Here is a 26,988-nt window from a genome sequence, read left to right as displayed (position 1 = left end):
TGAAGGATGCCTTGCTGCACCCGCCTTGCCGCCCTCTTTAAAAGAGCCTGCAACGAAAAAGGCGGCCCACCGGAAGCGGGCCGCCCATTAGTCTAAAGTCTATCCTGTCGCCCGCCTGTGTTGCAGGCGACAGACAAGGATCAGATGATGTTGCGCTCCAGGAGCGGCCGGTTGGCGGCGACTCGCTCGAAGCTGAGTTCGGACAGATCGAGCGTCCTGTAGCCGCCGTGAACAATGAGTTCGGACAGGCCGCGCCCGATGGCGGGTGCTTGCTGCAGGCCGTGGCCGGAAAAGCCGTTGCAGAGATAGAAATTCTCGATCCCGCCCGCCTTGCCGATGAAGGCGTTGTGGTCGGTCAGGCTCATGTCGTAGGGGCCCGCCCAGGCACGACCCGGCTTGATGGCCTCGAAGGCCGGAACGCGGTGTGCGAGAGCCGGCCAGATGAACTCCTCGAAGAAGGAGAAATCGATCTCCTGCGAGGCCGGATCATCGTCAGACCAATCGGGATCGACGTCAGCTTCCGGCGACGCGCCGCAGATGAAGTTGCCCTCGCCTTCCGGCCGCACATAGGCGCCGGACGTGTCGATGAGGAGCGGGCAGTTCTCCACCTTCTCGCGGCAGGTGAAGGTGAAAATGTAGCGGCGCTTGGCCTGAACCGGAATCGACACTCCCGCCGCCTTCGCAACGGCGGTTCCCCCGGAACCGGCGCAGTTGACGAGCGCGCCGCAAGGAATGCGCGTGCCGTCCTTCAGCACCACGGCGATAACGCGGTTGTCTTGCTTTTCGACGGAGACGACCTCGCCCTGCACGTATTCCGCGCCGAGCGAGCGGGCCTTCTTGCGGAACGCCTGCAGCATCCCCCAGCCGTCGAACCATCCTTCGCCGGAATGGCCCCATGTGCCGGCCCTCAGGTCCTCCACATTGAGCCAGGGGAAGCGCGCCTTCAGCGCCGGCGGATCGAGATAGAGAATGTCCGCGCCCTCGGCGGCCTGAAGGGCATGGTTCTCGGCGAGGATGGCCGCGCCCGCTTCGGTCGCGCAATAGAGATAGCCGCCTTCGCGCAGGCCGATCTCGGGCCTGTCGCCATCCACCATGAGACGCTCGCCGATGCTGCGCAGGAACTGCAGGCCGTAGAGCGAAATCCGGATGTTCACCGCGCTCGAATATTGCTGTCTGATCGAAGCCGCCGAGAGCGCCGAGGCCGAGAGCGCATAGGTCGGGTTCTTCTCGATCACGACCACACGCCCCTTGAAATTCGGGTCCGCGAGAAGGTGGTAGGCCGTGGCAGAGCCCATGACGGCCCCGCCGACGATCACGACATCGGCTGCTGCAGCGGAGGAAGAGGTCATCGTTCGAACTTCGTTGAGAGGATGATGGAGGACTGCGTGCGCTCGACGCCTTCCAGCGCGCCGATCTTGTCGATGGCGGCGTCGAGCGACGGCACATCTTCTGCCTCTACCACCGCCAGCAGGTCAAACGCACCTGCAACAGAGTAAAGAGCACGCAATTCAGGCATGCGCTGCATCGCCGCTGCAACCGCGCCCGAGGCCTTGGGGGCCACAACGATGGTGACGTGAGCCCGCACCATGCGCCGGCTCACCTCCTCGGCAAGCCGCACGGTGTAGCCGACGACGACGCCCCGCCGCTCGAGGCTCTCGACCCGGGCCTGAACGGTGGTGCGCGAGAGCCCGAGCCGCCGCGCCGCCTCGGCATGGCCGATGCGGGCATTTTCACGCAAGAGCGCGATGAGGGCGCGATCCGTATCGTCAAGCATCACTATGACCAATCATAATGGCATTTCGCCGAAATGTACTCGGCTTTCCGTCAACTTGTCTATGGCGTTCTGCAAGCCTTTATGACTTTCTGACACCACAATCCAGGGAGGGTTTTCCATGCGTTCCATTCTCGTCATCGGTGCCGGCAAGATCGGCTCCACCATTGCCGACATGCTCCACGAGACCGGCGATTACGCCGTGACCGTCGCCGACGGCTCCGCCGCGGCCCTTGCCGCGGTGGCCACCGACGGCATCAAGACGATTCAGCTCGATTTCAACGACGCCGTCGCGCTCCAGGCCGCCCTCAAGGGCCACTATGCCGTGCTGAGCGCCGCGCCGTATCACCTCACCGCCCATGTGGCGAAGGCCGCGCGCCTTGCCGGCGTGAACTACTTCGACCTCACCGAGGACGTCGCCACCACCCGCATGGTGAAGGAACTGGCCGAGGGCGCTTCCACCGCCTTCATCCCGCAATGCGGCCTGGCTCCCGGCTTCATCTCCATCGTCGCGCACGACATCGCCAGCCGCTTCGACACCCTCGACACGGTGCGCCTGCGCGTCGGCGCGCTGCCGCAATACCCCTCGAACGCCCTGTCCTATAACCTCACCTGGAGCACGGACGGCGTCATCAACGAGTATATCGAGCGCTGCGAGGCGGTGGTCGATGGCAAGTTGCGTGAAGTCCCCGCGATGGAAGAGCTCGAGGAGTTCTCCCTCGACGGCACCCGCTACGAGGCCTTCAACACCTCCGGCGGCCTCGGCACGCTCTGCGAAACCCTCGAGGGCAAGGTCCGCGCCCTGAACTACAAGACCATCCGCTACCCGGGCCATTGCGGCCTGATGCGGGTGCTGCTCAACGATCTGCAACTGCGCAACCGCCGCGAAGTCCTCAAGGACATTCTCGAGCAGGCCGTGCCCGCCACCATGCAGGACATGGTCATCGTGTTCGTGACCGTGACCGGCCAGCGCGACGGCCGCCATGTGCAGGAAACCTATGCCCGCAGCATCCTCGGCCAGAAGGTCGCGGGCAAGCTGCGCACCGCGATCCAGGTCACCACGGCTGCCGGCATCTGCGCCATGCTCGACCTTCTCGTCGAGGGCAAGCTGCAGCAGAAGGGCTTCCGCCGTCAGGAAGAAATCAGCCTCGACACCTTCCTCGCCAACCGCTTCGGCCGCGTCTATGCCGGCGAGCTCCTGAGCGAAGTGCAGGACGCGGCAGGCAACAAGGTCAAGCTCAACGCTGCCTGATCGATCCCGGAGCGTGGCCCGATACCGGGTCACGCTCCATTTTTCGGAAACGGCATGATGTTATTCCGGAAAACCGGTTCCCAGATTTCCCGATCATGCTCTAAGACGGTGGCACGAGTGGCCGCCGTCGATTTTGTTTAAAGACAAGCGACGCGGTGGGCTCGAACCAGAGCCCGAAGACCCGCCCCCAGGGAGAATTTAAGATGTCCGCCCGAGATCAAGCTGCCTTGAAGACCGTCTCCGCCTCCGTCGCGGATGAGGCGCGCGCCCTTCTGAAGCGCCTTGGCGTTCCCGACAGCGCCTTCGCGCCCACGGGACGCCCGGCCTTCTCGCCCATCACCGGCGAGGTTCTGGTCCATGTGAAAGAGACGACGCCGGATGAGGCGAAGGCCGCCATCGGCCGCGCGCATGAGGCGTTCCTCGCCTGGCGCAAGATCCCCGCGCCCCGCCGCGGCGAGTTCGTGCGCCTTCTCGGCGAAGAGCTGCGTGCTGCCAAGGACGACCTCGGCCGTCTCGTGACGCTGGAAGCCGGCAAGATCACCTCCGAAGGCCTCGGCGAAGTGCAGGAGATGATCGACATCTGCGATTTCGCGGTCGGCCTCTCCCGCCAGCTCTACGGCCTCACCATCGCCACCGAGCGCGCCGACCATCGCATGATGGAAACCTGGCACCCGCTCGGCGTCTGCGGCGTCATTTCGGCCTTCAACTTCCCCGTGGCCGTGTGGTCGTGGAACTCGGCCCTCGCCCTCGTCTGCGGCGACTCGGTGGTGTGGAAGCCTTCCGAGAAGACCCTGCTCACGGCGCTCGCCACCCACGCCATCGCCCAGCGCGCGGCCAAGCGCTTCGGCGGCGTGCCGGACGGTCTTCTCGAACTGCTCCTCGGCGGCCGTGAGATCGGCGAGATCCTCGTGGACGACCACCGCGTGCCGGTTCTCTCCGCCACCGGTTCGACCGCGATGGGCCGTCAGGTCGGCCCCAAGCTCGCCGGGCGCTTTGCCCGTGCGATCCTCGAACTCGGTGGCAACAACGCCGCCATCGTGACCCCCACCGCCGATCTCGACCTCGCGTTGCGCGGCATCGCCTTTGCGGCCATGGGTACGGCGGGCCAGCGCTGCACCACGCTGCGCCGCCTGTTCGTTCACGAGAGCGTCTACGACAAGCTCGTGCCGCAACTGAAGAAGGTCTACGGCAGCGTGGCGATCGGCGATCCCCGCGCTGAGGGCACCCTCGTCGGCCCGCTGATCGACAAGGCCGCGTTCGACGGCATGGAGCGTGCGCTTGAAGACGCCCGCGCCGCCGGCGGCACGGTGCATGGCGGCGGACGCCACGGCACGGAAGGTGGCTACTACGTCAAGCCTGCGCTCGTCGAAATGCCGGAGCAGAAGGGCCCGGTTCTGCGCGAGACCTTCGCGCCGATCCTCTACGTGATGCGCTATTCGAACTTCGATGCGGTGCTCGCCGCCCACAACGCCGTCGGCGCGGGCCTCTCCTCCTCGATCTTCACCCTCGACATGCGCGAGGCCGAGACCTTCATCTCGGCGGCGGGTTCCGATTGCGGCATTGCCAACGTCAATATCGGCCCCTCCGGCGCTGAGATCGGCGGCGCGTTCGGCGGCGAGAAGGAAACCGGCGGCGGCCGCGAGGCAGGCTCGGATGCGTGGAAGGCCTATATGCGCCGCGCCACCAACACCATCAATTACGGCAAGACACTTCCGCTCGCCCAGGGCGTGAAGTTCGACGTCGACGGCGCCATCGCGTAAAGAATGACATCAGGCGGCCGGAGCGATCCGGCCGCTTTTTCCACGCTTTCTCCCCAGGATATCCTCAAGCTGTCCTGGGCTTCGTCCCAAGCCTTTCCATAGTTCTTCCCTACGCCGTGAGGCTCTCATGACTGCGCGTTCCCGCACCGGCGGCCAGATCCTGGTCGATCAGCTTCTCGTCCACGGAGTCGATCACATTTTCTGCGTGCCGGGAGAGAGCTATCTCGCGGCGCTCGACGCGCTGCATGATGCCTCGATCGAGGTGACCATCTGCCGCCAGGAAGGCGGCGCGGCGATGATGGCTGAAGCGCACGGCAAGCTTACCGGACGTCCCGGCATCTGCTTCGTCACGCGCGGTCCCGGCGCGACCAATGCCTCGGCGGGCATCCACATCGCCAAGCAGGATTCGACGCCGATGATCCTCTTCGTCGGCCAGATCGAGCGTGGCATGCGCGAGCGTGAAGCCTTTCAGGAACTCGACTACCGCGCCGCCTTCGGCCCCCTCGCCAAATGGGCGACGGAAGTGGACGACCCGGCGCGCTTTCCCGAAATCATTTCCCGCGCCTTCCATGTGGCGACGAGCGGTCGCCCCGGCCCCGTCGTCATCGCATTGCCGGAAGATGTTCTGACGGAGATGGCGGCGGTCGCCGACGCGCCCGCCTATGCGCCGATCGAAACGCATCCCTCCCTTGGCCAGATGGCGGAACTGCAGAAGCTTCTGCATGGCGCGAAGAACCCCATCGCCCTTATCGGCGGAAGCCGCTGGTCGCCTGTCGCGGTCGAGCAGTTCGTGCGCTTCGCGGAGCGGTTCGAGCTACCCGTCGCCTGCACCTTCCGCCGCCAGATGCTCTTTCCCGCCGATCATCCTTCTTACGCGGGCGATCTCGGCCTTGGCGTGAACCCGAAGCTTCTCGCGCGCATCAAGGAAGCCGATCTTGTTCTCCTCGTCGGCGGGCGCATGTCGGAAGTGCCGAGTCAGAGCTATACGGTGCTCGACATTCCCACGCCGCAGCAGACGCTCGTTCATGTGCATCCTGACAGCGGCGAACTCGGGCGCGTCTATCGTCCGCACCTTGCCATCAACGCTTCGCCCGTCGCGTTCTCGGCGGCGCTGGAGAGCGTGCATCCGCCCGCAACGCTGGCGTGGAGCGCGGGCACGAAGACTGCGCACGACAACTATCTCGCCTGGAGCGACCCGGCGAAGATCCGCCTTCCGGGCCGCCTGCAGATGGGCGAGGTGATGACGCATCTGCGGAAGGTTCTGCCGAAGGACGCCATCTTCTGCAACGGCGCGGGCAATTTCGCGACCTGGGTTCATCGCTTCTGGCCCTTCACCGCCTACGGCACGCAGCTTGCGCCGACATCGGGCTCGATGGGTTATGGCCTGCCCGCGGGCGTCGGCGCGAAGCGCGTTCAGCCGGACAGCACGGTTGTCGTCTTTGCGGGCGACGGCGATTTCCTCATGCACGGGCAGGAATTCGCCACCGCCGTGCAATATGACCTCCCCATCCTCGTCGTACTTCTCGACAACGGCATGTACGGCACCATCCGCATGCATCAGGAGCGCGAGTATCCGGGCCGCGTTTCGGCGACGATGCTCAAGAACCCCGACTTCGCAGCCTACGCAAAGGCCTTCGGCGGCTATGGCGAGCGCGTCGAGACGACAGAGGAATTCGGCCCCGCGCTTGAACGCGCGCTGACCTCCGGCAAGCCGGCGATCCTCCACTGCATCCTCGATCCGGAAGCCATCACGCCGAGCCTGTCGCTAAGCCAAATCCGCGAGCAGGCGCAGGCGAAGAAGAAGTGACCGGCGAAAGCAGGACGAATACACAGCCTCATCCTGAGGAGGGCCGCAAGACGAGCACTCCGCGACCTTCTCAGGACTGAAGCGGCACCACTCTTAAGCCGCCGCTCCGTTGTGGACGAAGGTCACATCCTTCGCAGGCATGACGGAAATCGTCGCCGCACCTGCACTGAACCCGTCGAGAAGCGCGTTATGATGCTCCACGAGCTGCTCGACAGTGAATACCCCGCTGTCACCTGTCGTATGCCCATCTGCGACGAGCGTCACGTCGTATCCAAGGCTGACGGCTCGACGACAGGTCGTATCGACGCAGTACTGCGTCATGAGCCCGACGATCATGAGATGGGTGATGCCCTGTCGTGCCAGGACCGATTGAAGATCCGTTTCATAAAACGAATCGCAGGCCGCCTTGCGAACAACCGTATCGCTCGAAACCCGGCCCAGATCCTCACAGATTTCCCATCCCGGTAAGCCGGTTTCAAGCCTGTGCCCCTGTGCCCCGTCATGCTGAATGAAGATGACCGGCGCGTCCGCGTGCCGCGCGGCATCGACCAGCCCCGCGATGCGCGCACGCACCGCGTCGAACCGGTCAAGAACCACTGGACGCTCCCCGCCGGGTCTGGCCAGAATGTTTTTCTGGACGTCGATGACGATGAGCGCCGTTGCCATTTTACGCCGCCTTCGCCGTGTCGAGGTGCTTCGCGACGAGCGCGCGGAGCGAGCGCAAATCCTTCACGAAAGCACGGATGCCTTCGCTGAGCTTTTCCGTCGCCATCGCATCCTCGTTCAATGCGAAGCGGAACGCCTTCTCGTCGAGGCGCGGCAATGGCGCGATCTTTGCCACGTTGTCGGCGGAGAGCTTGCGCGGCAACTCACCTTGCGCATTCGCCAGTTCGTCGATGAGCGCGGGCGAAATGGTGAGGCGGTCGCAACCCGCCAGCGCTTCGATCTCACCGATGTTACGGAAGGATGCGCCCATCACCACCGTCTTGATGCCTTGCGCCTTGTAGGACGCGTAGATGTTGCGCACGGAGAGCACGCCGGGATCGGTCTCGCCCGTGTAGGGGCCGCCGCCCGCCTTCACGTGCCAGTCGAGAATGCGACCGACGAAGGGCGAGATGAGGAAGACGCCCGCTTCCGCGCAGGCCTGTGCCTGCACCTGCGCGAAGAGCAGCGTGAGATTGCAGTCGATGCCTTCCTTCTGCAGAACCTCCGCCGCGCGGATGCCCTCCCAGGTGGAGGCGATCTTGATGAGGATGCGCTCGCGCCCGATGCCGTGCTCCTCGTAAGCCTTGATGATGGCCCGTGCTTTCTCCACGCTCGCCTGCGTGTCGAAGGACAGGTCGGCGTCGACCTCCGTCGAGACGCGGCCCGGCACGATCTTGGCAAGTTCCGCTCCAAAGGCGACGGCAAGCCGGTCGCAGATCGCCGCGACGACACCCTCCTTGGAACCGCCCTGCTTGCGCCCCCAGGCCAGCGCCTCCTCGACGATGGCGGCATAGGCCGGATTTTCGACCGCCTTGAGCAGCAGCGTCGGGTTTGTGGTGCAATCCTGCGGTTTCAGGCGGCGCACCGCGTCGAGATCGCCGGTATCGGCGACGACGACGGTCATGGCGCGCAATTGGTCAAGCTTGGAAGCCATCGGGGAACTCCATTTTTCTGCGACAGACTTAGACCGTTCGGCCCGGAAGGTGAAGTACTGCGTGCCCGAATGCGGCGCGACACTCATTCTCCCTCCTTGTGGGAAGAAGGCAGGCCGAGCGCCTCATGCAAGTTTTCGCAAACCTCACACAAACAACGCCCGGTTCGCCTTCACCCGCTCCAGCATGAACGCATGAACGGTCTCGATGCGGTGAAGGCTGCGCACGTCCGCGTGGGTGACAATCCAATAGGTGCGGGTGAAGGAAACCTCGGGCAACACGAGCTTCAGTTCCGGGTGCTGCCGCGCCGCGTAATCGTGGAGGATGCCGATACCGACGCCCGCGCGCACGGCCTCGAGCTGGGCGACCACGCTGGCGCATTCGTAGTGGCGCGGGCCGAATTTTTCGAGACCGACGGCATAATGCAGAACGGGGCTGTAAACGAGATCGGCCACATAAGTCACAAGCAGCCGACCCCCGAGATCCTCGAGCGTGCGCGGCTCGCCGTGGCGCTCCAGATATTGCGCGGAGGCGTACATGCGCAGGCGGTAATCGGTGAGCTTGCGCGAGACGAGCCGCCCTTCCGTCGGCTGTTCCACCGTCACGGCAATATCAGCCTCGCGCTTGGAGAGCGAGAAGGTGCGCGGCAGCGCGACGAGCTGGATCGTCAGTTCGGGGTGCCGCTCGGCGAGGCCCCCAAGCTCGGCGGCGAGAAAATACGTGCCCAGCCCGTCCGGCGCGCCGACGCGCACGGTGCCGCTGACGGCGAGGTCCGCCCCGCCGATCTCGCTGGCGGCGCTCAGGGCCTGGCTCTCCATGCTCTCGGCCCTGGCGAGCAGCCGCTCCCCCTGCTCCGTCAGGCTGTAGCCTTGGGGCCTGCGCTCGAAGAGCTTGGTTTGGAGCGCCTCCTCCAGCGCGGAAAGGCGGCGGGAAACCGTGGTATGGTCCGCCTCAAGGCGGCGCGCCGCCACCGTCAGCCGCCCGGTGCGGGCGACGGCGAGGAAGAAGCGGAGATCGTCCCAATCGAAGTGGCTCATATTGGCATTTTTGCACAGCGTCGCTTCGTTTTCACCTATGGAAGTGCGTTTTCGACAAAGGTAAAACAGAGCACCAACAATTCCGGAGGAGTATGCCATGCGCGAAGTAGGACATTTCATCGGCGGCAAGCACGTTGCCGGCAAGTCGGGCCGCACGACCGACGTCTTTCAGCCGATGACCGGCGAGGTGATCGCCAAGGTCGCGCTGGCCACCAAGGACGAGCTGCGCCAGGCGGTGGAGAACGCCAAGGCCGCGCAACCCGCCTGGGCCGCCACCAACCCGCAGCGCCGCGCCCGCGTGCTGATGAAGTTCCTCGAACTCATCGCCAAGGAAAACGACTCTCTGGCGGAGCTCCTCGCCCGCGAGCATGGCAAGACCATCGTCGACGCCAAGGGCGACATTCAGCGCGGCGTGGAAGTGGCCGAGTTCTGCACCGGCATTCCGCACCTGATGAAGGGTGAGTACACGGAAGGCGCGGGCCCCGGCATCGACATGTATTCGATGCGCCAGGCGCTCGGCGTCGTCGCCGGCATCACGCCGTTCAACTTCCCGGCCATGATCCCGCTGTGGAAGCTCGCACCCGCCATCGCCTGCGGCAACGCCTTCATCCTCAAGCCCTCCGAGCGCGCGCCCGGCGTGCCGATGCGCCTTGCCGAACTGATGATGGAAGCGGGCCTTCCCGCCGGCATTCTCAACGTCGTCAACGGCGACAAGGAAGCGGTGGATGCGATCCTCGACGACCGTGACATCAAGGCCGTCGGCTTCGTCGGCTCCTCGGCGATTGCGGAATACGTTTATTCCCGCGCGACCGCGACGGGCAAGCGCGCGCAGTGCTTCGGCGGCGCGAAGAACCACATGATCATCATGCCCGATGCCGATCTCGACCAGGCAGCCGATGCGCTGATCGGCGCGGGCTACGGCTCGGCGGGCGAGCGCTGCATGGCGATCTCGGTCGCGGTTCCCGTCGGCAAGGCCACGGCGGACGCGCTGATGAGCAAGCTCATTCCGCGCGTCGAGAGCCTGAAGGTCGGCCCCTCCACCGATCCGTCCGCCGATTTCGGCCCTCTCGTCACCAAGGCCCATCTCGACAAGGTGCGCGGCTATGTCGACACCGGCGTCAAGGAAGGCGCGAAGCTCGTGGTCGATGGCCGTAACTTCAAGATGCAGGGCTACGAGAACGGCTTCTACATGGGCGGCTGCCTCTTCGACGAGGTGAAGACCGACATGACGATCTACAAGGAAGAGATCTTCGGCCCCGTTCTCTCGGTCGTGCGCGCCAAGGATTACGAAGAGGCGCTGCGCCTGCCGACCGACCACGAATACGGCAACGGCGTTGCGATCTACACCCGCGACGGCGACGCCGCCCGCGATTTCGCGGCGCGCGTGAATGTCGGCATGGTCGGCATCAACGTGCCGATCCCGGTACCGCTGGCCTATTACACCTTCGGCGGCTGGAAGCGCTCCGGCTTCGGCGACCTCAACCAGCACGGCCCCGACGCGATCCGCTTCTACACCAAGACCAAGACGGTCACCTCGCGCTGGCCGTCCGGCATCAAGGAAGGCGCGGAATTCTCCATTCCGACGATGAAGTGAGTTGGGTTTGAAGACCCTGTCACGACATTCTCTCGCCGCCGCTCTCACCCTGGGAGCGGCGGTTTTCGCATGGCCGGTTCAGGCGTTGCAATGTCCGATCCCACCCTACTCGAGAGAGCTCAAATCCTTCGGGCAAGCCCCCAAGGCAGCTTCGGTATATGCCCGGGAACGCATTGCGGGAATGCAATCGATCTTTCTCGGCCGCGTTGCTTCTGCTGAATACATCCCCTTCGCGAACCGAGGTGGTGTCTATGCGATCACGTACGACGTCTTCGAATGGTTCAAGGGAGATGGCGGGCCCCATACCAAGATCGTCTGGTATCCCTCCATTCCCTGCGCGGAAGATTGCCCAGTTGAAGAGACGATCCGAAACTTTGAGGCGAGCAAAGCGACAGCTGTGTTTTTCGCGGCTTCAGTGAGCAAGATCATCAAGAGTGCGACAGGTGAAAAAACCGATTGGGATGGCGAAATCCCTCCCTGTTGGGACTTGCCCCCGCTGCAGCTGACTGATGAAGCTTTGCCAAGCCGCTCCGAGCTTGATTACGATTACGCGCTCTTCAGAAACGCGCTGAGACGGGAAATCAGAGCCCTCAAGAAGGCTCGGCGGCCTTGACCGGTCGCATCCGGCATCAAGGAAGGCGCGGAAGTCTCCATTCCGACGATGAAGTGAGAAAGGCCTGAAAGCCTTCTTAGGGAGTTTCTTCACCGCCGCTCTCACACCGGGAGCGGCGGTTTTCGTATCACTGGTCCGGGCTTTGCCGAGAACCTTCCGGGCAGGCAGTCATGTGACCGTACCGGAGCTGCCGAACCTGCAAGGTCCGACGCGATGCGCAGGCGCTTAAAGGCTGCCTATCGCGGCTTAACGATTATCTCTTGCACCTTGAATCCGGATTCCTTGTTCGGCTCGCTTGGGCCGCTCAAAGGTTCCAGAGACAACAGGATCTTATCGCCCTCACTCAGCGTCTCGCGCGGTAAGGCAACGGAAAATTCCTTGGCCCCTGCCTCATCGAAGGTCATGGTGCCAATCTTCGTTCCATTGACCCGCATCGAGACTTTCAGACCGGGTATTTTGCTCATAGCTGCGAGACGCAAGACAAGGTCGTCCTCATCGGCATCCGTCAGGCGGAACAGAATTTCCGATTTGGGGCCTCGCGCTGTCATTCCATCGTTGTCCATCCGGTAAGCCCAGCCTCGGCCTACGAATGCGCGCGCATTGCCGCCATTGCTGAAAAGAACGCGCTCATTGAGTGCGAGAGGATTTACGATCCGCTCCCAATTGGCGACGTCGAACAACGGCCCATCAATCTTGTACAAAACGATGTCGTTAAGAGCGTCCGCTCCCGTCAGCCCGCGCGCCCAGGTATAGGACAGGAACTGCCGCACCCGCGGAGCGTCATCCTCCGCGAAAACAGAGCGTCCAAAATCCGCCTCGCAATCCGACATCAGATCGCAAGCCGTCGCGGCGATATCGGTCAGGCTGGCCTGCCGGTTCGAAGTCTTCATCGGTCCCGTCGCACGAAGCGGCTTCACCGCCAGCGCCGGATTCGCGACACCAACGAGATAGGACCTGATATCCTCACTTCCCGGAGCCGAAGGATGCGGCCAGCCGCCGTGCGCCCCATGATCGGCGAGAAGGATGATTGCCGTGCGGTCGAACTGACCGTCGCGCTTCAGGTCCTCGACCAGAGAGGCAAAAGAGAGAAGCCCACATCTGACCTGGTTTTTGAAATTGCCGCGCCGTATCGGAAGCGGCTCTGAAACGAGCTCACATTTATCGTTATAAATGATCGGCAGATGCGTGCTCATCAGGTGGAAGAACTTCGCCGTCGGCACAGGCGAGTCCATTGCGGCGCTCTCACCCAGCTTTTCCATGATCCGGTTGCCGATAACAGCCTCTTGTGTGCTCTCCTGGGAATCGCCTTGCCCAAATGAGACACGCCAGTTGCCGCCGTTGTAGATGTACTCCTTCAGGGCGAGCGGCGCGGCACGGAACAGACTCAAGTTCAACAGCTTGGCTGCCTCGCCAAGCTTCTCGCTTTCCCAGCCATGCAGCGCGGCCGCGGATCCCACGCATAGGGCGGCCTCTTGCGGACATGTGCCGAGAAGGGGGCCGATCATGCTGGTCCTGTAACCCGCTTTCGCAAACCGATTGATGAAGGACCCCTCGACGACCGACTCTTTATAATGCTCGCTGATCGACGCCCCAATCGCGTATTCCGCGCCAGAATGGATGGTTGGTACGGCAAGATAGGTCGATGATGAGACGCCGGTCGTATCGGGGAAGTGGGTGAACCCTTCAAGCGCCTTTCCAATACGGATGTCTTCGACGGCCAGTTCTCCGAGAAAATCGGACTGCATCGAATCCAGCAAAATCACCAGCAGGTTCTTCTCGGGAGAAAAACTGTAAAGGCTCCCGGTTTGCGTCGATGTTCTCTCCTGCTTTGTTGCAACGCCGGTTTGAGCAAAGATTGCCGACACAAAAATCGCGGCAGCAAGAGCGCCAAGCCCGACAGCGAAAGGACCCGGGCGCCTTCTCGCAACGAGGATGGAAACCGCAAAGAGAAGAATCACACCGGCCGTTTCCACGACAAGGCGAGGCGTTGCCACCTCCATTGACCAGGATTGGCCGTCGAGGATGCCGAAATCATGGAGAAGGAAAGCGCTTTGAACCCAAACCATCGCGGACAAGGCGGCAATCGCCGCCGCAAGCCAGGGCATGACCCGGCGCGGCATCGCCAGAACCAAGGCCGATGGAACGAGCAGGCACGCCAATCCCCAAGGCACGAAGATCTCAAAGGACGAAGAAAGCGAATATGTAAATTCTTCCGCATTGCCGCCGTAAAGATCGGCCGGGCCTTGAAAGAACACGATCGTGCAGGCCAAGGCTGCACCCGACAAGGCCAAAGCGAAATATACCAGTCTATCCATGAAGTAGCGTCGCAATATTCTCACCTCGATCCGATTTTCGAGCTGTTCTCTCGACATGGCGATGATCTGAGCCCGGCGGCTTCTTGGATTGAAGTTCTTGACTACGTCCCCGAGAGCATCATCCAGCGCATCTTCAATCCCGAAGTCGCGCCGGCATCGTTCGGCCTGAGCTGAATGAACAGTTCGGCGTTCTCCTTTAAGGCTCCTACGGGTACGGTGAATTGAAACTCTTGCTCGTCAGTCGTATCGGCGAACCGCACCTCGCCGATCGCCTCGCCATTGACAGAGACGCTGAACCGTTGCCCCGGTTCTCCTCTCGCGGCGCGGAAATGCAAGCTGAGATTCTCTTTGGGGCTTTGCGCGAGGCGAAACATGACGTCAGACCTCGGCCCGTTCATGCGATAGCCTTTGAACGATGCATCTAAGACCCACCCTCGGCCGATGAATGCGCGAGCGTTCCCATCCTTCGCGAAGGAAATCTTGTCTCCCGGCGAGTACGGGTTCAAAAGCCGTGTCCAATTCGCAACGTCGAGCAACGGGCCCCGGATCTCGTACGTGACCATATCGGCAACCTCGTCCGCGTCGCCCATGTTCCGCGCCCAGGTATAGGACAGGAAGCGGCGAGTGCGGGGCGAGCCGTCCTTCAAGGCAGACCAGCCGAAATCCATTGTGCAGGCGGACATGAGATCGCAAGCGGTGGCCGCCACATCGATCATGCTGGCGGAATGGTCCGAGACCCGCATCGCTCCTTGAGCCTTCATCGGCTTTACGGCAAGCGTCGGGTTGGCGACGCCGACGAGATGCGAGGGAATGTCCTCGCTTCCATCGCTCTTCGTGTGATGCCATCCGCCATGCGATCCGTGATCGGAAAGCAGAATGATCGCTGTTTTATCGAAGATACCCTCCCGTTTCAGACCCTCCACCAGAGTCGAGAAGGCGAACAGCGCACAGCGGACCTGATCCTTGAAGTTGGCGCGTGTGACGGGTTGGGGCTTGGAGGTGTACTCGCAGCGGCCGTTAAGCACGATCGGCAGGTGCGTGCTCATGAGATGAATGAACTTGACCGTCGGTGCACCGTCATCGACTCGAAGACCGCCGCCGATCCCGGTCATGATACGATTACCGACAATGGCCGACTGGTAATCGGCGCCGGACAGCCCGCTCTCGAAGGCCAAACGCCAATTGCCGTCATTGTAGACGGCTGTCTTGAGCGGGAGGGGCGCGATTCTCAGAAGGCTCAAATTCAACAAAGTCGCGGCCTCTTCCCGCGCTTTGCTCTCCGCTCCATAGAGAGCGCTGCGCGTATCCGTGCAGCTTTTCGCCTCGCTGGGGCAGGCCCCCTTGTATGTGCCGACCACTGAAGATCGAAAACCTTCCCTCGCCAGTTTGTTGATGAAGGAGCCTTCGACGATCGTCTTGCGGTAATGCTCCGTGATCGACGCTCCTTCCGCATATTCCTGCCCGGAATGAATCGTCGGAACGGCAAGGTAAGTGGACGTGGAGACCCCGGCCGTATCAGGAAAGTACGTGAACCCCTCCAAGGCCGTCTTGATTCTGGGATCCTCCTCCGCAAGCTCCGCCAGAAAGTCGGATTGCATGGAATCGAGCAGGACCACCAGGAGATTCCGATCCCGCGAGAAGTTGTAAACTGCCTCCCGACCGTCGTCGGTCTTCCGGGAGGAAAGATCCTGCCGCCCGAGGCTGAGGATGGTGGTGGCAAGGGACGCCAAAAACAATGCCGAAAGTGCAATCGCGACGGGCCGTGGCCGCGCCTTCGCCAGGAAGAACCCGCCAATCAACGCCAGGACAAAGCCGAGCGTTTCCATCGCAAAGACGACAACCGGAACGTCCAGCGACCAGTTTTGACCGTCGAGCCTCCCGAAATCATTCACAAAGAAGGAATTCTGGATCCAGAACGCAATGGCCAGGCCCGCAAGAACGGACGCGGCCCACAAGGCCAGCCTCCGCGGGAGAAAAAACACCGCTAATAGGGGCGCAGAAACGAAAAGAGCGGCCCAATACAGGTAAAATTTAATCGCCGCGAGAACTGGATGAACAAACTCGGAGCTATTTCCGAGATAGAGCTCGACCGGGTTCTGAAAGAAGAACAGAGCCGCGATCAGTCCAGAACTTGAAAAAACCAGAAATGCCGGAACCAGGCGATTGCAAATGAATAGTCGAATCATAGCCCCTCGAAACCGATTCGCTATAGTATAGCTAGTTTATCCGACTACCCACATAAAAACTTCGTGGTTCCCTGCCCTAGATCCAAAGTCGGGGTGCCCGAACCGCCCATGTCGGGACGATTTTAGAACCATGATCCAGTTCTCTCTCACCGACGATCAAATCGCCATTCGCGACATGGCTCTCGCCTTCGCGGCGGACAACATTGCTCCTTACGCCCTCGAATGGGACGAGAAGAAGCACTTTCCCGTCGATGTGATGCGCGAGGCGGCGGCGCTCGGCATGGCGGCGATCTATACCCGCGAGGATGTCGGTGGCTCAGGCATGACGCGGCTCGATGCGGCCCTGATCTTCGAGGCGCTCGCGACGGGCTGCCCCGCCGTGTCGGCGTATCTGTCCATCCACAACATGGTCTCGTGGATGATCGACCGCTACGGTTCGGAAGAACAGCGCCAGCGCTTCCTGCCGACGTTGTGCACGATGGAGAAGATCGGCAGCTACTGCCTGACGGAGCCAGGCTCCGGCTCGGACGCGGCCGCCTTGAAGACGCGCGCGGTGCGCGACGGCGATCATTACATCGTCAACGGCGTCAAGCAGTTCATCTCCGGCGCAGGCGTCTCCGACATCTACGTGACGATGGTGCGCACGGGCGAGGATGGCCCTTCCGGCATCTCGACTCTCGTGATCGAGAAGGACACGCCCGGCGTCTCCTTCGGCGCGAATGAGAAGAAGATGGGCTGGAACGCGCAGCCCACCCGCGCTGTGATCTTCGAGAATGTGCGCGTGCCCGTCGAAAACCGCCTGTCAGAGGAAGGCATGGGCTTCAAGATCGCCATGTCCGGGCTCGATGGCGGGCGTCTCAACATCGGCGCGTGCTCGCTCGGCGGTGCGCAGGCGGCGCTCGACAAGGCGCTGACCTACACCGCCGAACGCAAGGCTTTTGGCAAGCGAATCGCGGACTTTCAGGCACTCCAGTTCCGCCTCGCCGACATGGCGACGGAACTTGAAGCGGCGCGCACCTTCCTGTGGCGCGCCGCCTCCGCGCTCGATGCCAAGACGCCAGATGCGACGAAGCTTTGCGCAATGGCGAAACGCCTCGCCACCGACACCGGCTTTACCGTCGCCAACGAAGCGCTGCAGCTTCACGGCGGCTACGGCTATCTTGCCGATTACGGCATCGAAAAGATCGTGCGCGACTTGCGCGTTCATCAAATTCTGGAAGGCACCAACGAGATCATGCGGCTGATCGTGGCGCGCGATCTCATAGGACGGGGGAACACTCCGCGATAACAACAAAGCGCTCATCCCTCCCTTTTGCGGGGAGGAAGCTGCGCAAAGACTCAACGCCATCAGCCCGGGAGGAAAGTGTGACCACCATCGCGTTCATCGGCCTCGGCAACATGGGCGGACCCATGGCCGCCAATCTCGTGAAAGCAGATCATGAGGTGATCGGGTTCGATCTCTCGCCCGCCTCGTGCGATCAGGCGCGGGCGGATGGGGTCACGGTCGTCGGCTCGGCGCTCGATGCCGTGCGCAATGCGGATGTCGTCATCACCATGTTGCCCGCGGGCACGCATGTACTCTCGGTGTGGTCCACCATCATCCCTATCGTTAAGGATGATGTGCTCCTGATCGATTGCTCGACCGTCGATGTGGACAGCGCCCGCAAGGCGCACGCTCTGGCGCGAGAGCGAAACCTTCTATCGCTCGATGCGCCGGTTTCCGGCGGTGTCGGCGGCGCGAAGGGCGCGACGCTCACCTTCATGGCGGGCGGCTCCGAGGCAGCCTTCGAGCGCGCGAAGCCTTTTCTCTCGCACATGGGCAAAAGGATCGTGCATTGTGGCGAGGCCGGAGCGGGGCAGGCCGCCAAGATCTGCAACAACATGATCCTCGGCATTTCCATGATCGGCGTCGCGGAAGCGTTCGTGCTTGGAGAGAAGCTGGGCCTCTCCCACCAGGCACTGTTCGACGTAGCTTCGACCTCGTCCGGCCAGTGCTGGTCGCTCACCACCTATTGCCCCGTGCCGGGGCCGGTGCCTACATCGCCCGCCAACAATAACTACCAGCCGGGCTTTGCGGCGGCGCTGATGCTCAAGGACCTCAAGCTCGCGCAGGACGCGGCCCTCGATACCGGCGCGGTGACCCCTCTGGGGGCCGAGGCGGCCCAACTCTATGCCCTCTTCAACGGCGACGGTCACGGGGGCGAGGATTTCTCCGCCATCATCAATTTCCTGCGGGGCCGCACGGCCTGAGATATTCGCTTCGGCGGTTGCGCTGGGAGGAATAAGGTCCCGGGAGTGTTGCAGCGCTCCTACAGCTTTCAGAGCGCGTCTCCTCTACGCTCGATTGAAGTCGCGTTCTAAAACCCATTTTGCTTCATCCGATGCCTCGTATTCCTTCCCAGGCCGACCCTTCCAGCGATGCCGCAGCGATCCTGCGGCGGCTCGGATTCGCGCTGCTGTTCTTCGTCGGACCGGTCGCCGTGCTGTTTGCGCGGCGCGCCATCGTCATTCTCGGGCCGGTCGCGATCATCCTTCTCGTGCTGGCGGCCCTTCTCGACGGGTCGTCGCGGGCCTCGCGCCAGCACCTCGCCCGCCTTGTCCGCTCCCCCGGCGGCATTGCGGGATTTGTCCTCCTGCTCTGGACGGCGCTGTCACTGATCTGGACGCCGTTCCTGCCCGAGGCCACGGAGCGGCTCTTCAACCTCATCGGCATGGTGGTGCTGGCCGCAGCCGGCTATCTCGCCCTGCCGGACAGGATGCGCTCGGCGAACCTTTACATGCTCTCCGTCGGCATCGCCGTCGCGGCCATCGCGGCGAGTATCGTCCCCCTGCTCGGCATGCCGCACACGGATCTGGACGAGCAAAACTTCGAGCGCGGCCTGACCCTTCTCACCCTCTTCGCCTGGCCCGCCGTCACATGGCTGCATTCGCGCGACCGCAATCTCGAAGCGATCCTGCTTGCCGTCGCCGTGGCGGTGGCAACCGTGCTCGCGCCTGGCGCGCTGCCCCTGCAGGGCCTCGCCGCGGGCGCCGCGATCTTCGCCGTGACGGCGATCAGCCCCGCCTTCGGCGCGCGCTTCACGGCTCTCGTCATGACAGGGCTCGTGCTGCTCGCGCCTGCGATCCCGTTCTTGCTCAAGCCTTTCGCGGGCCCGCTCGATCACGAATCCTCCCTCGCCATCTGGCGTTCGGTGATCATCGACGAGCCGCTTCGGCTGGTGACGGGGCACGGGCTCGAAACGGCCCTGCGCGGGCGCTTCGCCGGCCTGCTCGCGCCTTCCGCCCCCAGCACGTTCCTGTTCGAGGTGTGGTATGAACTCGGCCTCGTCGGCGCTGCCGCCAGCGCCATCGTGCTCTACACGTCCGCAACGGGTGCGGTCGGCGAGCGGCCGCTGCTGGTGCCCGGCATCATGGCGACCTTCGCTTCGGCTTTCGCGCTGGGATGCCTCGGCATCGGCACGGCGCAGGCCTGGTGGTTCACGGCGCTCGTGGTGACGATGCTCATGTTCGTCGCCATCGAGCGCGGCCAGTTCCGCACGCGGCGCCCGAAGGCGACCTTCCTGCGCCGCGAGCGCCCGCTCGTGCCGACCCGCAACCCGGCATGACGGGCGCACCTACGCTCCCTTCCCGCCTCGAAAAGGTTCATCATGCCCATCATAAACCGCATTGCCGATTTTGCCGACGAGATCACGAGCTGGCGTCGTGATTTTCACGAGAACCCGGAGCTGCAGTTCGACGTGCACCGCACGGCGGGCATCGTCGCGGAAAAGCTCAAGGCCTTCGGCTGCGATGAGGTCGTCACCGGCATCGGGCGCACCGGCGTCGTCGGCGTCATCAAGGGACGCCTGAACGGCTCCAAAAAAGTCATCGGCCTGCGTGCCGACATGGATGCGCTGCCCATCGAGGAAGCGACGGACGTTCCCTACAAGTCGAAAGTGCCGGGCAAGATGCACGCCTGTGGCCATGACGGCCACACCTCGATGCTGCTCGGCGCGGCGAAGTATCTCGCCGAGACGCGCAATTTCGACGGCATCGCGATCGTGATCTTCCAGCCTGCGGAAGAAGGCGGCGGCGGCGCGGATGTCATGGTGAAGGACGGCCTGATGGAGCGCTTCGGCATTCAGGAGGTCTACGGCATGCACAACATGCCGGGTATTCCCGTCGGCCATTTCGCCATCCGCCCCGGCCCGACCGCTGCCGCCGCCGACCGCTTCACGCTCGTCATCGAAGGCAAAGGCGGCCATGCCGCGCAGCCGCACAATTCGGTGGACCCCATTCTCGTGGCGAGCCACGTCATCACCGCGCTCCAATCGGTGGTCTCGCGCACCGTCGACCCGCTCGATTCCGCCGTCGTCTCGGTCTGCACCGTCAAGGCAGGCGAGGCTTACAACGTCATTCCGCACCAGGCCACGCTGCTCGGCACCGTGCGCTCGCTGACGCCGCAAGTGCGTGACTTGAGCGAGGCGCGCGTGCGCACCATCATCGAAAGCGTCTGCACCGCCTTCGGCGCGACCGCGAAGCTCGACTATGATCGCGGCTACCCTGTGACCGTGAACGACCCCGAGAAGACCGTCTTCATGGCGGAGGCGGCCCGCGCCATCGTCGGCGACACAGCCGTCGACACGAGCGTTCTGCCGATGATGGGCGCGGAGGATTTCTCCTACATGCTCGAGCAGCGCCCGGGCGCTTACATCTTCCTCGGCAACGGCGACACGCCGGGCTGCCACCATCCCGCTTACGATTTCAACGACAGTGCCACGCCCTACGGCGTCTCGCTCTGGGTCAAGATCATTGAGACGGGAATGCCTGCCCGCTGAGGTGAGCAACACATCAAAATAGAAACGCCGCCGGCTTTCGCACCGGCGGCGTTTTTTTGTCACAACGCTTCAGTGCACGACCATTGCCGTGAACGGGTGCACATAGGCCTGCAGCATCACGAGGCCGCCGACGAGTGAGGCCAGCGCGATGGAGTGCCAGAACACGAAGCGCAAAATCTCCCCTTCATGCCCGAACCAGTTGGTGGCGGTCGAGGCGACGACGATGGATTGGGCATCGATCATCTTGCCCATGACGCCACCGCTCGAATTCGAAGCGCACATCAGGATCTCGGACAGGCCCAATTGTCCCGCGGTGATTTTCTGCAATCCGCCGAACAGCACGTTCGAGGCCGTGTCGGAGCCGGTCAAGGCCACGCCGAGCCAGCCGAGGAGCGCCGCGAAGAACGGATAGAAGAATCCCGTCTGCGCGAAAGCGAGACCGAGCGTCGCATCGACGCCCGAATAGCGGGTGAGCGTGCCGAGCGCGAGCATCGCCGCGATGGTGATGAGCGAATAGCGCACCACCCAGAACGTCTCGCCATAGGCCTTAATGAGACGCAAGGGCGAATACCTCATCACGAAGCCGGAGACGATAGCGGCGAGGAGAATGCCGCTACCCGTCATGGTGAGAATGTTGAAGCCGAACACGGCGGCCTCCGGCGTCGGCTTCGCGACGACGGGTGGCACCTTCTGCACCAGGTTGTGCAGGCCCTCGAAGATCCACTTCGGGAAGTAGAGCGGATTGACGAGATCCTTGAAGGTCTGCGTGCCCCAGATGAACACGAACACGCACAGGATGATCCAGGGCAGCCAGGCCTTGAACACATCACCGCCGCTGTGTTTCGTGACGCCAAGGTGAGACGGCGTCGCGGCTGCACCGAGCGGCGAGGGATGCGCGGTCGGCGCGGGCGCGCCGCCGCTGCGCATGCTTGGGCTCGTCCAAATCTGCGTCGGACGCCAGATCCTCAGAAACAGGACGAGACACCCCATCGAGACGAGTGAGGCGACCACGTCCACGAGCCAAGGTCCGTGAAAATTCGAGACCAGGAATTGCGGCACCGCGAAGGCCACGCCGCACACGAGGATCGCAGGCCAGATCTGCAGCATCCCGCGCCAGCCCGCGAAGGTCCAGATCAGCCAGAACGGCACGATCAGCGAGAAGAACGGCAATTGCCGCCCCGTCATTGCACCGAGCGCGATGGGATCGAGGCCCGTCACCGCGCCGAGCGTCACGATGGGCGTGCCGAGCGCGCCATAGGCCACCGGAGCCGTGTTCGCGATCAAGGAGAGGCCGGAGGCCGCAAGCGGCGAGAAGCCAAGGCCGATGAGGATTGCCCCCGTCACCGCGACAGGCGTGCCGAACCCGGCCGCACCCTCGAAGAACGCACCGAAAGCAAAGGCGACGAGAAGGAGCTGCAAGCGCCGGTCCGCCGTGATGCCGGCAATCGAGTCCTGCAGGATCTGGAACGACCCGTTCTCCACCGTGAGCCGGTAGAGAAAGATGACGTTGAGGATGATCCACCCGATGGGGAACAACCCCGTGAGCGCGCCAAGACCGGCGGCCCTGAAAGCCATGCCCGTGGGCATGCCGAAAGCGACGATGGCGACGAGTAGCGAAACGACGAGCGCGAGCAACGCCGCCAGATGCGCCTGCATTCTGGCAAAGGCGATGAGACCGAGAAGACACAGGATCGGCAGCGTCGCAATGAGTGTCGAGAGCACCGGGCTCCCGAATGGATCGTAGACCTGACTCCACATGGGCATTCCCCCTTAACCCTAACGGTTGAGGCGGGCAGGCCGAAACGCTCTCTCCGCCACGGGGGGAGCTAGGTGAGTGTTTCGATGTGACAATATCGACTTGAGGAGAATACCGCGTTCAATCGGGCTTCGAGCAGGCCAGAGCGCCCTCAAGGTCGATGTAGTGGCCCGCGCGGTCGCGCTTAGCGGCGAGGTAGCGCACGTTCTCCGCCGTGCGGCGACCGATGACGCGATGGTCGGAGACGACCTCGATCCCGGCCTCGCGGACGGCGCTGATCTTTTCCGGATTGTTGGTCATCAACCGCACCGAAGCGACGCCGAGTTGCTTGAGCATCGCCGCCGCGAAATCGAAACGGCGCTGGTCCGAATCGAAACCGAGAACTTCATCGGCGTCATACGTGTCGTAACCTTGCGCCTGCAGCTTGTAGGCGCGGATCTTGTTGGCGAGGCCGTTTCCGCGCCCTTCCTGATCGAGATAGAGCAGAATGCCGCCCTCGTTCTCGGCCATGAAGCGCACCGTCTCGCGCAACTGGTCGCCGCAATCGCATTTGAGGCTGCCGAAGAGATCGCCCGTCAGGCAGGCCGAGTGCAGGCGCACCGGCACGGGTTTTTGGAAATCCGGCGCACCGACGACGATGGCGACCTGATCGCGCAGGCCCTCGCCGCCGCGAAAGACAATGAACTCAGTTTGCGGCGCACCTTCGAGGGGCACCGGCGCGCGGCTGACGATCTTGAGATCGGCGGCCTGCGCGCGGCGGTAGGCCCGCAGCGCCTCGCCCGAAACGCGCACGAGAGCGGGGTCGATTTCAGCTTCCCTGTCGAGGGGAACGACGATGACGCTCGGCAGGACGAGGGCAAGGCGGGCAAGCTCCAGCGCCTCCTCGTCGAGGCGGCCCACGGGGCTCACGGGGGCGTCGATCCGCCCTTCGACCTTCAGGGCCAGGTTTTCGATCCGCGCATGGTCCACGACCGGCAGCGCCACGACGCCGGGCGCGGCCCGTTCGATGCCGAGACGGCGAAGCCTTGCCGGCGGCAGAACGAGATGGGCCTTGCCGCTAGCCGCGGCTTCGATCTGCCGGCAGGTCGCCGCGTCGAGATCCTCCACCCCGATCACGAACGCGCGAGACTCATCACCGTCGATCACGACCGGGCGAGCGCTGCGAAATTCCATGATCGCCCGCTCGACCGCCACGATCGAGGGGTTCCCGGAAGGATTTAAGGCAAGAGGCGTCATCAATCGAACAACTGGACCGAATTGGAAGAGGGACCTTATCACAGGCCGGCGGCGAACCCTAACCCCAGATGGGATGGCAGCCATGCCGCATCAATGACCGAAGCCCAAGCTCGACGCCGGGACCGTGCCGGAGTATTTCTGCGGCGATCTTTGTGCCCGGTCCACTCTTTGAAGCCATTTTCGTGATGCGTCAGTCTTTCATCCTCCTTGCCGCCCTCGGCTGGCTTTCCGCCACCCCGGCCTTCGCCGCCACCCTCGATGGCCTCGCCGTCGACGTGACGAACACGAGCGAGCCCATCCTGTGCGCGGAAAAGGACAACGTGGCGATCAATTTCGCCTCGCCCGAGGTGCACAATTTCCAGATCGAGGCGGTGCACCCGGCCTATATCGGCAACCTCAGGCAGGACCGCTGGGAGCCGGACTGGACGGCCTGCGAGGACATTTCCGAGGAGACCTCCAAGGGGTCGCCGCCGCGCAAGGTGACGTTCTACGAGAGCGTCGACATGTGGCTGACGGGCTTCTCATTCCCCACGTTCTGGCGGCCGAGCGACGTGACCATGCGCATCGGCGACAGGGTCGAGCGCAATCTTCACATGGTGCAGCTCTGGGTGCGCCGGAACGAGCGTGTCGAGGAAGTGCTGGTGCTTTACCCCGCCGACGGCTACTGGCGCATCCGCCCGCTGCCGCCGCAGCATCTGGGCTGGAGCGCCTACGGCTCCTCGTTCCTGGTCGGGCCGGTGGAGTTCGATCAGCGCCCGGTGGTAAACCTCAAGGACGTCGCCTTCGATCCCAGGACCATGACCTTCACGCTGACCTTCGCCAATGGCGGTAAGGCCACGGTTTCCATCAAGACCCTCGACGACGAGCGCATGACGCTGGACGTCACCTTCGATCAGGCGGTGAAGGACAAACCCTTCGCAGCGCTTCGCTCGATGTACGTGACCGAGTTCAATGCCGACGTGGCGCGCCTCGCCGTGCGGGAGGAAAAAGCCAAGGCCTGGCGTGAGGAACGGATCATGGATTTCCGCAATGCTCGCGCCACCGATGTCTGGGCGGGCCGCCTCGTGCCTTCACGGCACAACACCAGCGCCCCGGACATGGTGTTCAACCGTTTCCGCCCGGCAAAGGACGCGCACCCGAAAGCCGCGCCAAAGCTTTGAGAACGCGCCCGTCCATCACCAGCAGCCCTGCGCCGATCAACGCCATGCCGATGTAGTGCTTGGGCTGCAGCACCTCTCCAAGGAAGAGCACGCCGAAGAGAATCGCGCTCACCGGGATGAGGAAGGTGACAAGGCCGGTATTCGTCGCCCCTGCGCTTGCAAGAAGCCGGAAATAGAGAATGTAGGCGAAAGCCGACGAGACGAGAGCAAGGCCGAGGATCGCAAAAACGGTGCCCAGATGCGGCGCGGGCAGGGTCCAGGGCTGATCGACCAGGAGCGCAATGGGAACGAGCAGCAGGCTCGACCCGGTGAGCTGCCCGGCCGCCGTCACGAAAGGCGGCACGCCCATGACCTTGAAGCGACGCCCGAACACGCCGGCAAAGGCATAGGAGATGGCCGCGCCGAGAATCGCGAGCTGCGCCAGCACGTCCGCGTTCAGCGCCTGCAAGGCCGTTCCCCCGATCATCACCGCGACGCCGATGAAACCGACGATGACGCCCGCCAGGCGGCGTCCGCTCAGGCGCTCGTCGCTTGTCAGGAAATGCGCGACGATCACGGTGAAAAGAGGCGTGGTCGCATTGAGGATCGATGCAAGCCCGCTGGCGATGTGCCGCTGCCCCCACACGATCAAAAGGAAGGGGATGAGATTGTTCAAGATCCCCATGCCGAGGAACGCGGCCCACACGCGGCGCTCGCGCGGGAAGGGCAGGCCCATGATGCGCAGTACGCCGAGCAAAGCCAGGGCAGCAATGGAAACCCGCAAAGCCACAATGGTGAAGGGGGGCAGCTCCTTCACGGCGATGCCGACGAAGAAGAACGAGCCGCCCCAGACGATGGAGAGGATAATGAGCATCGCCCAGTCGCGGGCGTTCATGGTGGAGCGGACAGTAGAGGTCATGCGGATCACCGGGCCATGCTTTCGAGCCCTTGTGTCGCCTATCCGGTCCGGGAGCGCCACCCGTTTTCTGCGGCTTGCCGGAAAGGTTTGATTTACCGCGATTTCAGGTCTCGCGGGCGCTTTACCTCCCGTTCACACCCCGGGTCCAAGACTGGCTGCGCAAGAACACCACCGCTCCTGAAACCATGCGCCCGACCAGCACCCTCCACCACCAAGCCGTCTCGATTCGGCCCGCCGACAGGCGAAAAGGACGGCCCCTGCCGGAAAGCACCATCCGTTTCGTGCATGTGGGCACGCCCGTCGACCGCAAGCGCGGCGCGGGGCTGGAAGAGCGTAGCGTGCGCACGCGCTCCATGCTGATCCTCCTTGAGCCCGACCGGCTGCATTGCTGGGCGCTGATCGTAGCGCTCGCCTCGTCGTTCACCGGCATGGCGCTTCTCATCTCGTCAGCTTTGAACTGAGTGCTCTTCGTCTGCGAACGAGTACTATCCAATTTTTTGAGGGTGCACCGCGCCGCGCCCCACTGTTCACTCCGGGCAGTGAACGAAGGCTTCTTGTCCATGACCCATCCGCATATCCGCAATCACACCTCCGAAATCCTGTCGGACGATTGGGCGATCCTGAAGAAGCATCGCTTCGAGTATTTGCGCCGGGACGGAACCTGGGAAAGCCAGGTGCGGCAGACCTACGATCGCGGCAACGGCGCGGTGATCCTACCCTACGATCCGGCCCGCGGCACCGTTCTGCTCACGCGCCAGTTCCGCCTGCCGGCTTATGTGAACGGCCATTCCGAGCCGCTCATCGAGGCGTGTGCGGGGCTCCTCGACAAAGACGACCCCGAAACCTGCATCATGCGCGAGGCGGAGGAAGAGCTGGGCTATCGCCTGCGCGAGCCGCAGCGGGTGTTCGAGGTCTTCATGAGCCCCGGCAGCGTGACCGAGCAGCTCGTGTTCTTCATCGCCTGCTACGCGCCCACAGACCGGATCGGCAGCGGCGGTGGAAACAGCGAGGAGGGTGAGGACATCGACGTAATCGAAACCACCCTCGACAACGCTCTTTCCATGATCCGCCGTGGCGAGATCATCGACGGCAAGACGATCATGCTGCTCCAGCACATCAAGCTCGCAGGCCTGATGGAGCGCTGATCGC

22 protein-coding genes are annotated in these 26,988 nt (G+C 63.3%); 12 read left to right on the top strand and 10 right to left on the bottom strand.

Annotated features, from left to right (window positions below; all coding sequences use genetic code 11):
• Positions 1 to 140 precede the first annotated feature (140 nt).
• Together DQW91_RS04045 and DQW91_RS04040 are read right to left on the bottom strand one after the other, a co-directional pair.
• Entirely contained in the window at positions 141 to 1,349 is a 1,209-nt protein-coding gene (locus DQW91_RS04045; protein WP_112662232.1) for an NAD(P)/FAD-dependent oxidoreductase, read from the bottom strand.
• Complete coding sequence (locus tag DQW91_RS04040; protein WP_112662231.1) at positions 1,346 to 1,774, bottom strand: Lrp/AsnC family transcriptional regulator; 429 nt, start codon at positions 1,772 to 1,774, stop codon at positions 1,346 to 1,348. Before DQW91_RS04040 ends, DQW91_RS04045 begins: the two co-directional genes overlap by 4 nt.
• A gap of 118 nt (positions 1,775 to 1,892) precedes the next feature.
• Here DQW91_RS04040 and DQW91_RS04035 point away from each other — a divergent pair, with 118 nt between their 5' ends.
• From DQW91_RS04035 to DQW91_RS04025, 3 genes are all read left to right on the top strand, one after another.
• The gene (locus tag DQW91_RS04035) at positions 1,893 to 3,023 is read left to right on the top strand and encodes a saccharopine dehydrogenase family protein (protein WP_112662230.1); all 1,131 of its coding nucleotides are present in this window, start codon (positions 1,893 to 1,895) and stop codon (positions 3,021 to 3,023) included.
• 203 nt (positions 3,024 to 3,226) lie between these two features.
• Entirely contained in the window at positions 3,227 to 4,783 is a 1,557-nt protein-coding gene (gene amaB, locus DQW91_RS04030) for an L-piperidine-6-carboxylate dehydrogenase (protein ID WP_112662229.1), read from the top strand.
• Positions 4,784 to 4,910: 127 nt separating this feature from the next.
• The gene (locus tag DQW91_RS04025) at positions 4,911 to 6,590 is read left to right on the top strand and encodes a thiamine pyrophosphate-binding protein (protein ID WP_112662228.1); all 1,680 of its coding nucleotides are present in this window, start codon (positions 4,911 to 4,913) and stop codon (positions 6,588 to 6,590) included.
• Positions 6,591 to 6,683: 93 nt separating this feature from the next.
• On the opposite strand, the gene DQW91_RS04020 is transcribed toward DQW91_RS04025, so the two are convergent.
• From DQW91_RS04020 to DQW91_RS04010, 3 genes are all read right to left on the bottom strand, one after another.
• Entirely contained in the window at positions 6,684 to 7,256 is a 573-nt protein-coding gene (locus tag DQW91_RS04020) for a cysteine hydrolase family protein (protein ID WP_112662227.1), read from the bottom strand.
• 1 nt (position 7,257) lies between these two features.
• Entirely contained in the window at positions 7,258 to 8,229 is a 972-nt protein-coding gene (gene tal, locus DQW91_RS04015; protein ID WP_112662226.1) for a transaldolase, read from the bottom strand.
• Between the two features lie 144 nt (positions 8,230 to 8,373).
• Positions 8,374 to 9,264 carry a LysR family transcriptional regulator gene (locus DQW91_RS04010; RefSeq protein WP_112662225.1) on the bottom strand — a complete coding sequence of 297 codons (891 nt, stop codon included), beginning with the start codon at positions 9,262 to 9,264 and terminating at the stop codon, positions 8,374 to 8,376.
• A gap of 97 nt (positions 9,265 to 9,361) precedes the next feature.
• On the opposite strand from DQW91_RS04010, the gene DQW91_RS04005 reads away from it, so the two are divergent.
• Both DQW91_RS04005 and DQW91_RS04000 read left to right on the top strand, forming a co-directional pair.
• A complete protein-coding gene (locus DQW91_RS04005; RefSeq protein WP_112662224.1) occupies positions 9,362 to 10,858 on the top strand; it encodes a CoA-acylating methylmalonate-semialdehyde dehydrogenase in 1,497 nt (498 codons plus the stop codon).
• Between the two features lie 7 nt (positions 10,859 to 10,865).
• Positions 10,866 to 11,471: a hypothetical protein gene (locus DQW91_RS04000; RefSeq protein WP_157961333.1), complete on the top strand. Its 606-nt coding sequence runs from the start codon at positions 10,866 to 10,868 to the stop codon at positions 11,469 to 11,471.
• 236 nt (positions 11,472 to 11,707) lie between these two features.
• Here DQW91_RS04000 and DQW91_RS03995 read toward each other — a convergent pair whose 3' ends face one another.
• Both DQW91_RS03995 and DQW91_RS03990 read right to left on the bottom strand, forming a co-directional pair.
• The gene (locus DQW91_RS03995; RefSeq protein WP_112662222.1) at positions 11,708 to 13,843 is read right to left on the bottom strand and encodes a sulfatase-like hydrolase/transferase; all 2,136 of its coding nucleotides are present in this window, start codon (positions 13,841 to 13,843) and stop codon (positions 11,708 to 11,710) included.
• A 44-nt stretch (positions 13,844 to 13,887) separates the two neighbouring features.
• Positions 13,888 to 15,741, bottom strand: a complete 1,854-nt coding sequence (locus DQW91_RS03990; protein ID WP_157961332.1) for a sulfatase-like hydrolase/transferase — start codon at positions 15,739 to 15,741, stop codon at positions 13,888 to 13,890.
• Positions 15,742 to 16,105: 364 nt separating this feature from the next.
• Here DQW91_RS03990 and DQW91_RS03985 point away from each other — a divergent pair, with 364 nt between their 5' ends.
• The 4 genes from DQW91_RS03985 to DQW91_RS03970 all read left to right on the top strand — a co-directional run bounded on the left by DQW91_RS03985 (position 16,106) and on the right by DQW91_RS03970 (position 20,789).
• Entirely contained in the window at positions 16,106 to 17,260 is a 1,155-nt protein-coding gene (locus tag DQW91_RS03985) for an isobutyryl-CoA dehydrogenase (protein ID WP_112662458.1), read from the top strand.
• 77 nt (positions 17,261 to 17,337) lie between these two features.
• On the top strand, positions 17,338 to 18,222 hold the full coding sequence (mmsB, locus tag DQW91_RS03980) for a 3-hydroxyisobutyrate dehydrogenase (protein ID WP_112662220.1): 885 nt from the start codon (positions 17,338 to 17,340) through the stop codon (positions 18,220 to 18,222).
• A 131-nt stretch (positions 18,223 to 18,353) separates the two neighbouring features.
• A complete protein-coding gene (locus DQW91_RS03975; RefSeq protein ID WP_112662457.1) occupies positions 18,354 to 19,577 on the top strand; it encodes a peptide ABC transporter permease in 1,224 nt (407 codons plus the stop codon).
• Positions 19,578 to 19,619: 42 nt separating this feature from the next.
• Entirely contained in the window at positions 19,620 to 20,789 is a 1,170-nt protein-coding gene (locus tag DQW91_RS03970) for a M20 aminoacylase family protein (RefSeq protein ID WP_112662219.1), read from the top strand.
• Positions 20,790 to 20,858: 69 nt separating this feature from the next.
• Here DQW91_RS03970 and DQW91_RS03965 read toward each other — a convergent pair whose 3' ends face one another.
• On the bottom strand, positions 20,859 to 22,553 hold the full coding sequence (locus DQW91_RS03965) for an L-lactate permease (protein WP_112662218.1): 1,695 nt from the start codon (positions 22,551 to 22,553) through the stop codon (positions 20,859 to 20,861).
• A gap of 112 nt (positions 22,554 to 22,665) precedes the next feature.
• Positions 22,666 to 23,781, bottom strand: a complete 1,116-nt coding sequence (gene ribA / locus DQW91_RS03960; RefSeq protein WP_112662217.1) for a GTP cyclohydrolase II RibA — start codon at positions 23,779 to 23,781, stop codon at positions 22,666 to 22,668.
• A 185-nt stretch (positions 23,782 to 23,966) separates the two neighbouring features.
• Here ribA and DQW91_RS03955 point away from each other — a divergent pair, with 185 nt between their 5' ends.
• On the top strand, positions 23,967 to 24,941 hold the full coding sequence (locus tag DQW91_RS03955; protein ID WP_112662216.1) for a hypothetical protein: 975 nt from the start codon (positions 23,967 to 23,969) through the stop codon (positions 24,939 to 24,941).
• Here DQW91_RS03955 and DQW91_RS03950 read toward each other — a convergent pair.
• Positions 24,886 to 25,839 carry a DMT family transporter gene (locus DQW91_RS03950; protein WP_245410884.1) on the bottom strand — a complete coding sequence of 318 codons (954 nt, stop codon included), beginning with the start codon at positions 25,837 to 25,839 and terminating at the stop codon, positions 24,886 to 24,888. The two genes, DQW91_RS03955 and DQW91_RS03950, sit on opposite strands and share 56 nt — an antisense overlap.
• Before the next feature lie 185 nt (positions 25,840 to 26,024).
• Between DQW91_RS03950 and DQW91_RS03945 the strand changes: the two genes are divergently transcribed.
• Together DQW91_RS03945 and DQW91_RS03940 are read left to right on the top strand one after the other, a co-directional pair.
• Positions 26,025 to 26,300 carry a hypothetical protein gene (locus tag DQW91_RS03945; protein ID WP_112662215.1) on the top strand — a complete coding sequence of 92 codons (276 nt, stop codon included), beginning with the start codon at positions 26,025 to 26,027 and terminating at the stop codon, positions 26,298 to 26,300.
• A 99-nt stretch (positions 26,301 to 26,399) separates the two neighbouring features.
• On the top strand, positions 26,400 to 26,984 hold the full coding sequence (locus DQW91_RS03940) for an NUDIX domain-containing protein (protein WP_112662214.1): 585 nt from the start codon (positions 26,400 to 26,402) through the stop codon (positions 26,982 to 26,984).
• Positions 26,985 to 26,988 lie beyond the last annotated feature (4 nt).

The sequence above is a fragment of the Microvirga flavescens genome, from assembly GCF_003290125.1.
GTDB classification, from domain to species: Bacteria; Pseudomonadota; Alphaproteobacteria; order Rhizobiales; family Beijerinckiaceae; genus Microvirga; species Microvirga flavescens.
The sequence above is the reverse complement of the archived record's forward strand: the minus strand, read 5'-3'. Positions and strand labels throughout refer to the sequence as shown.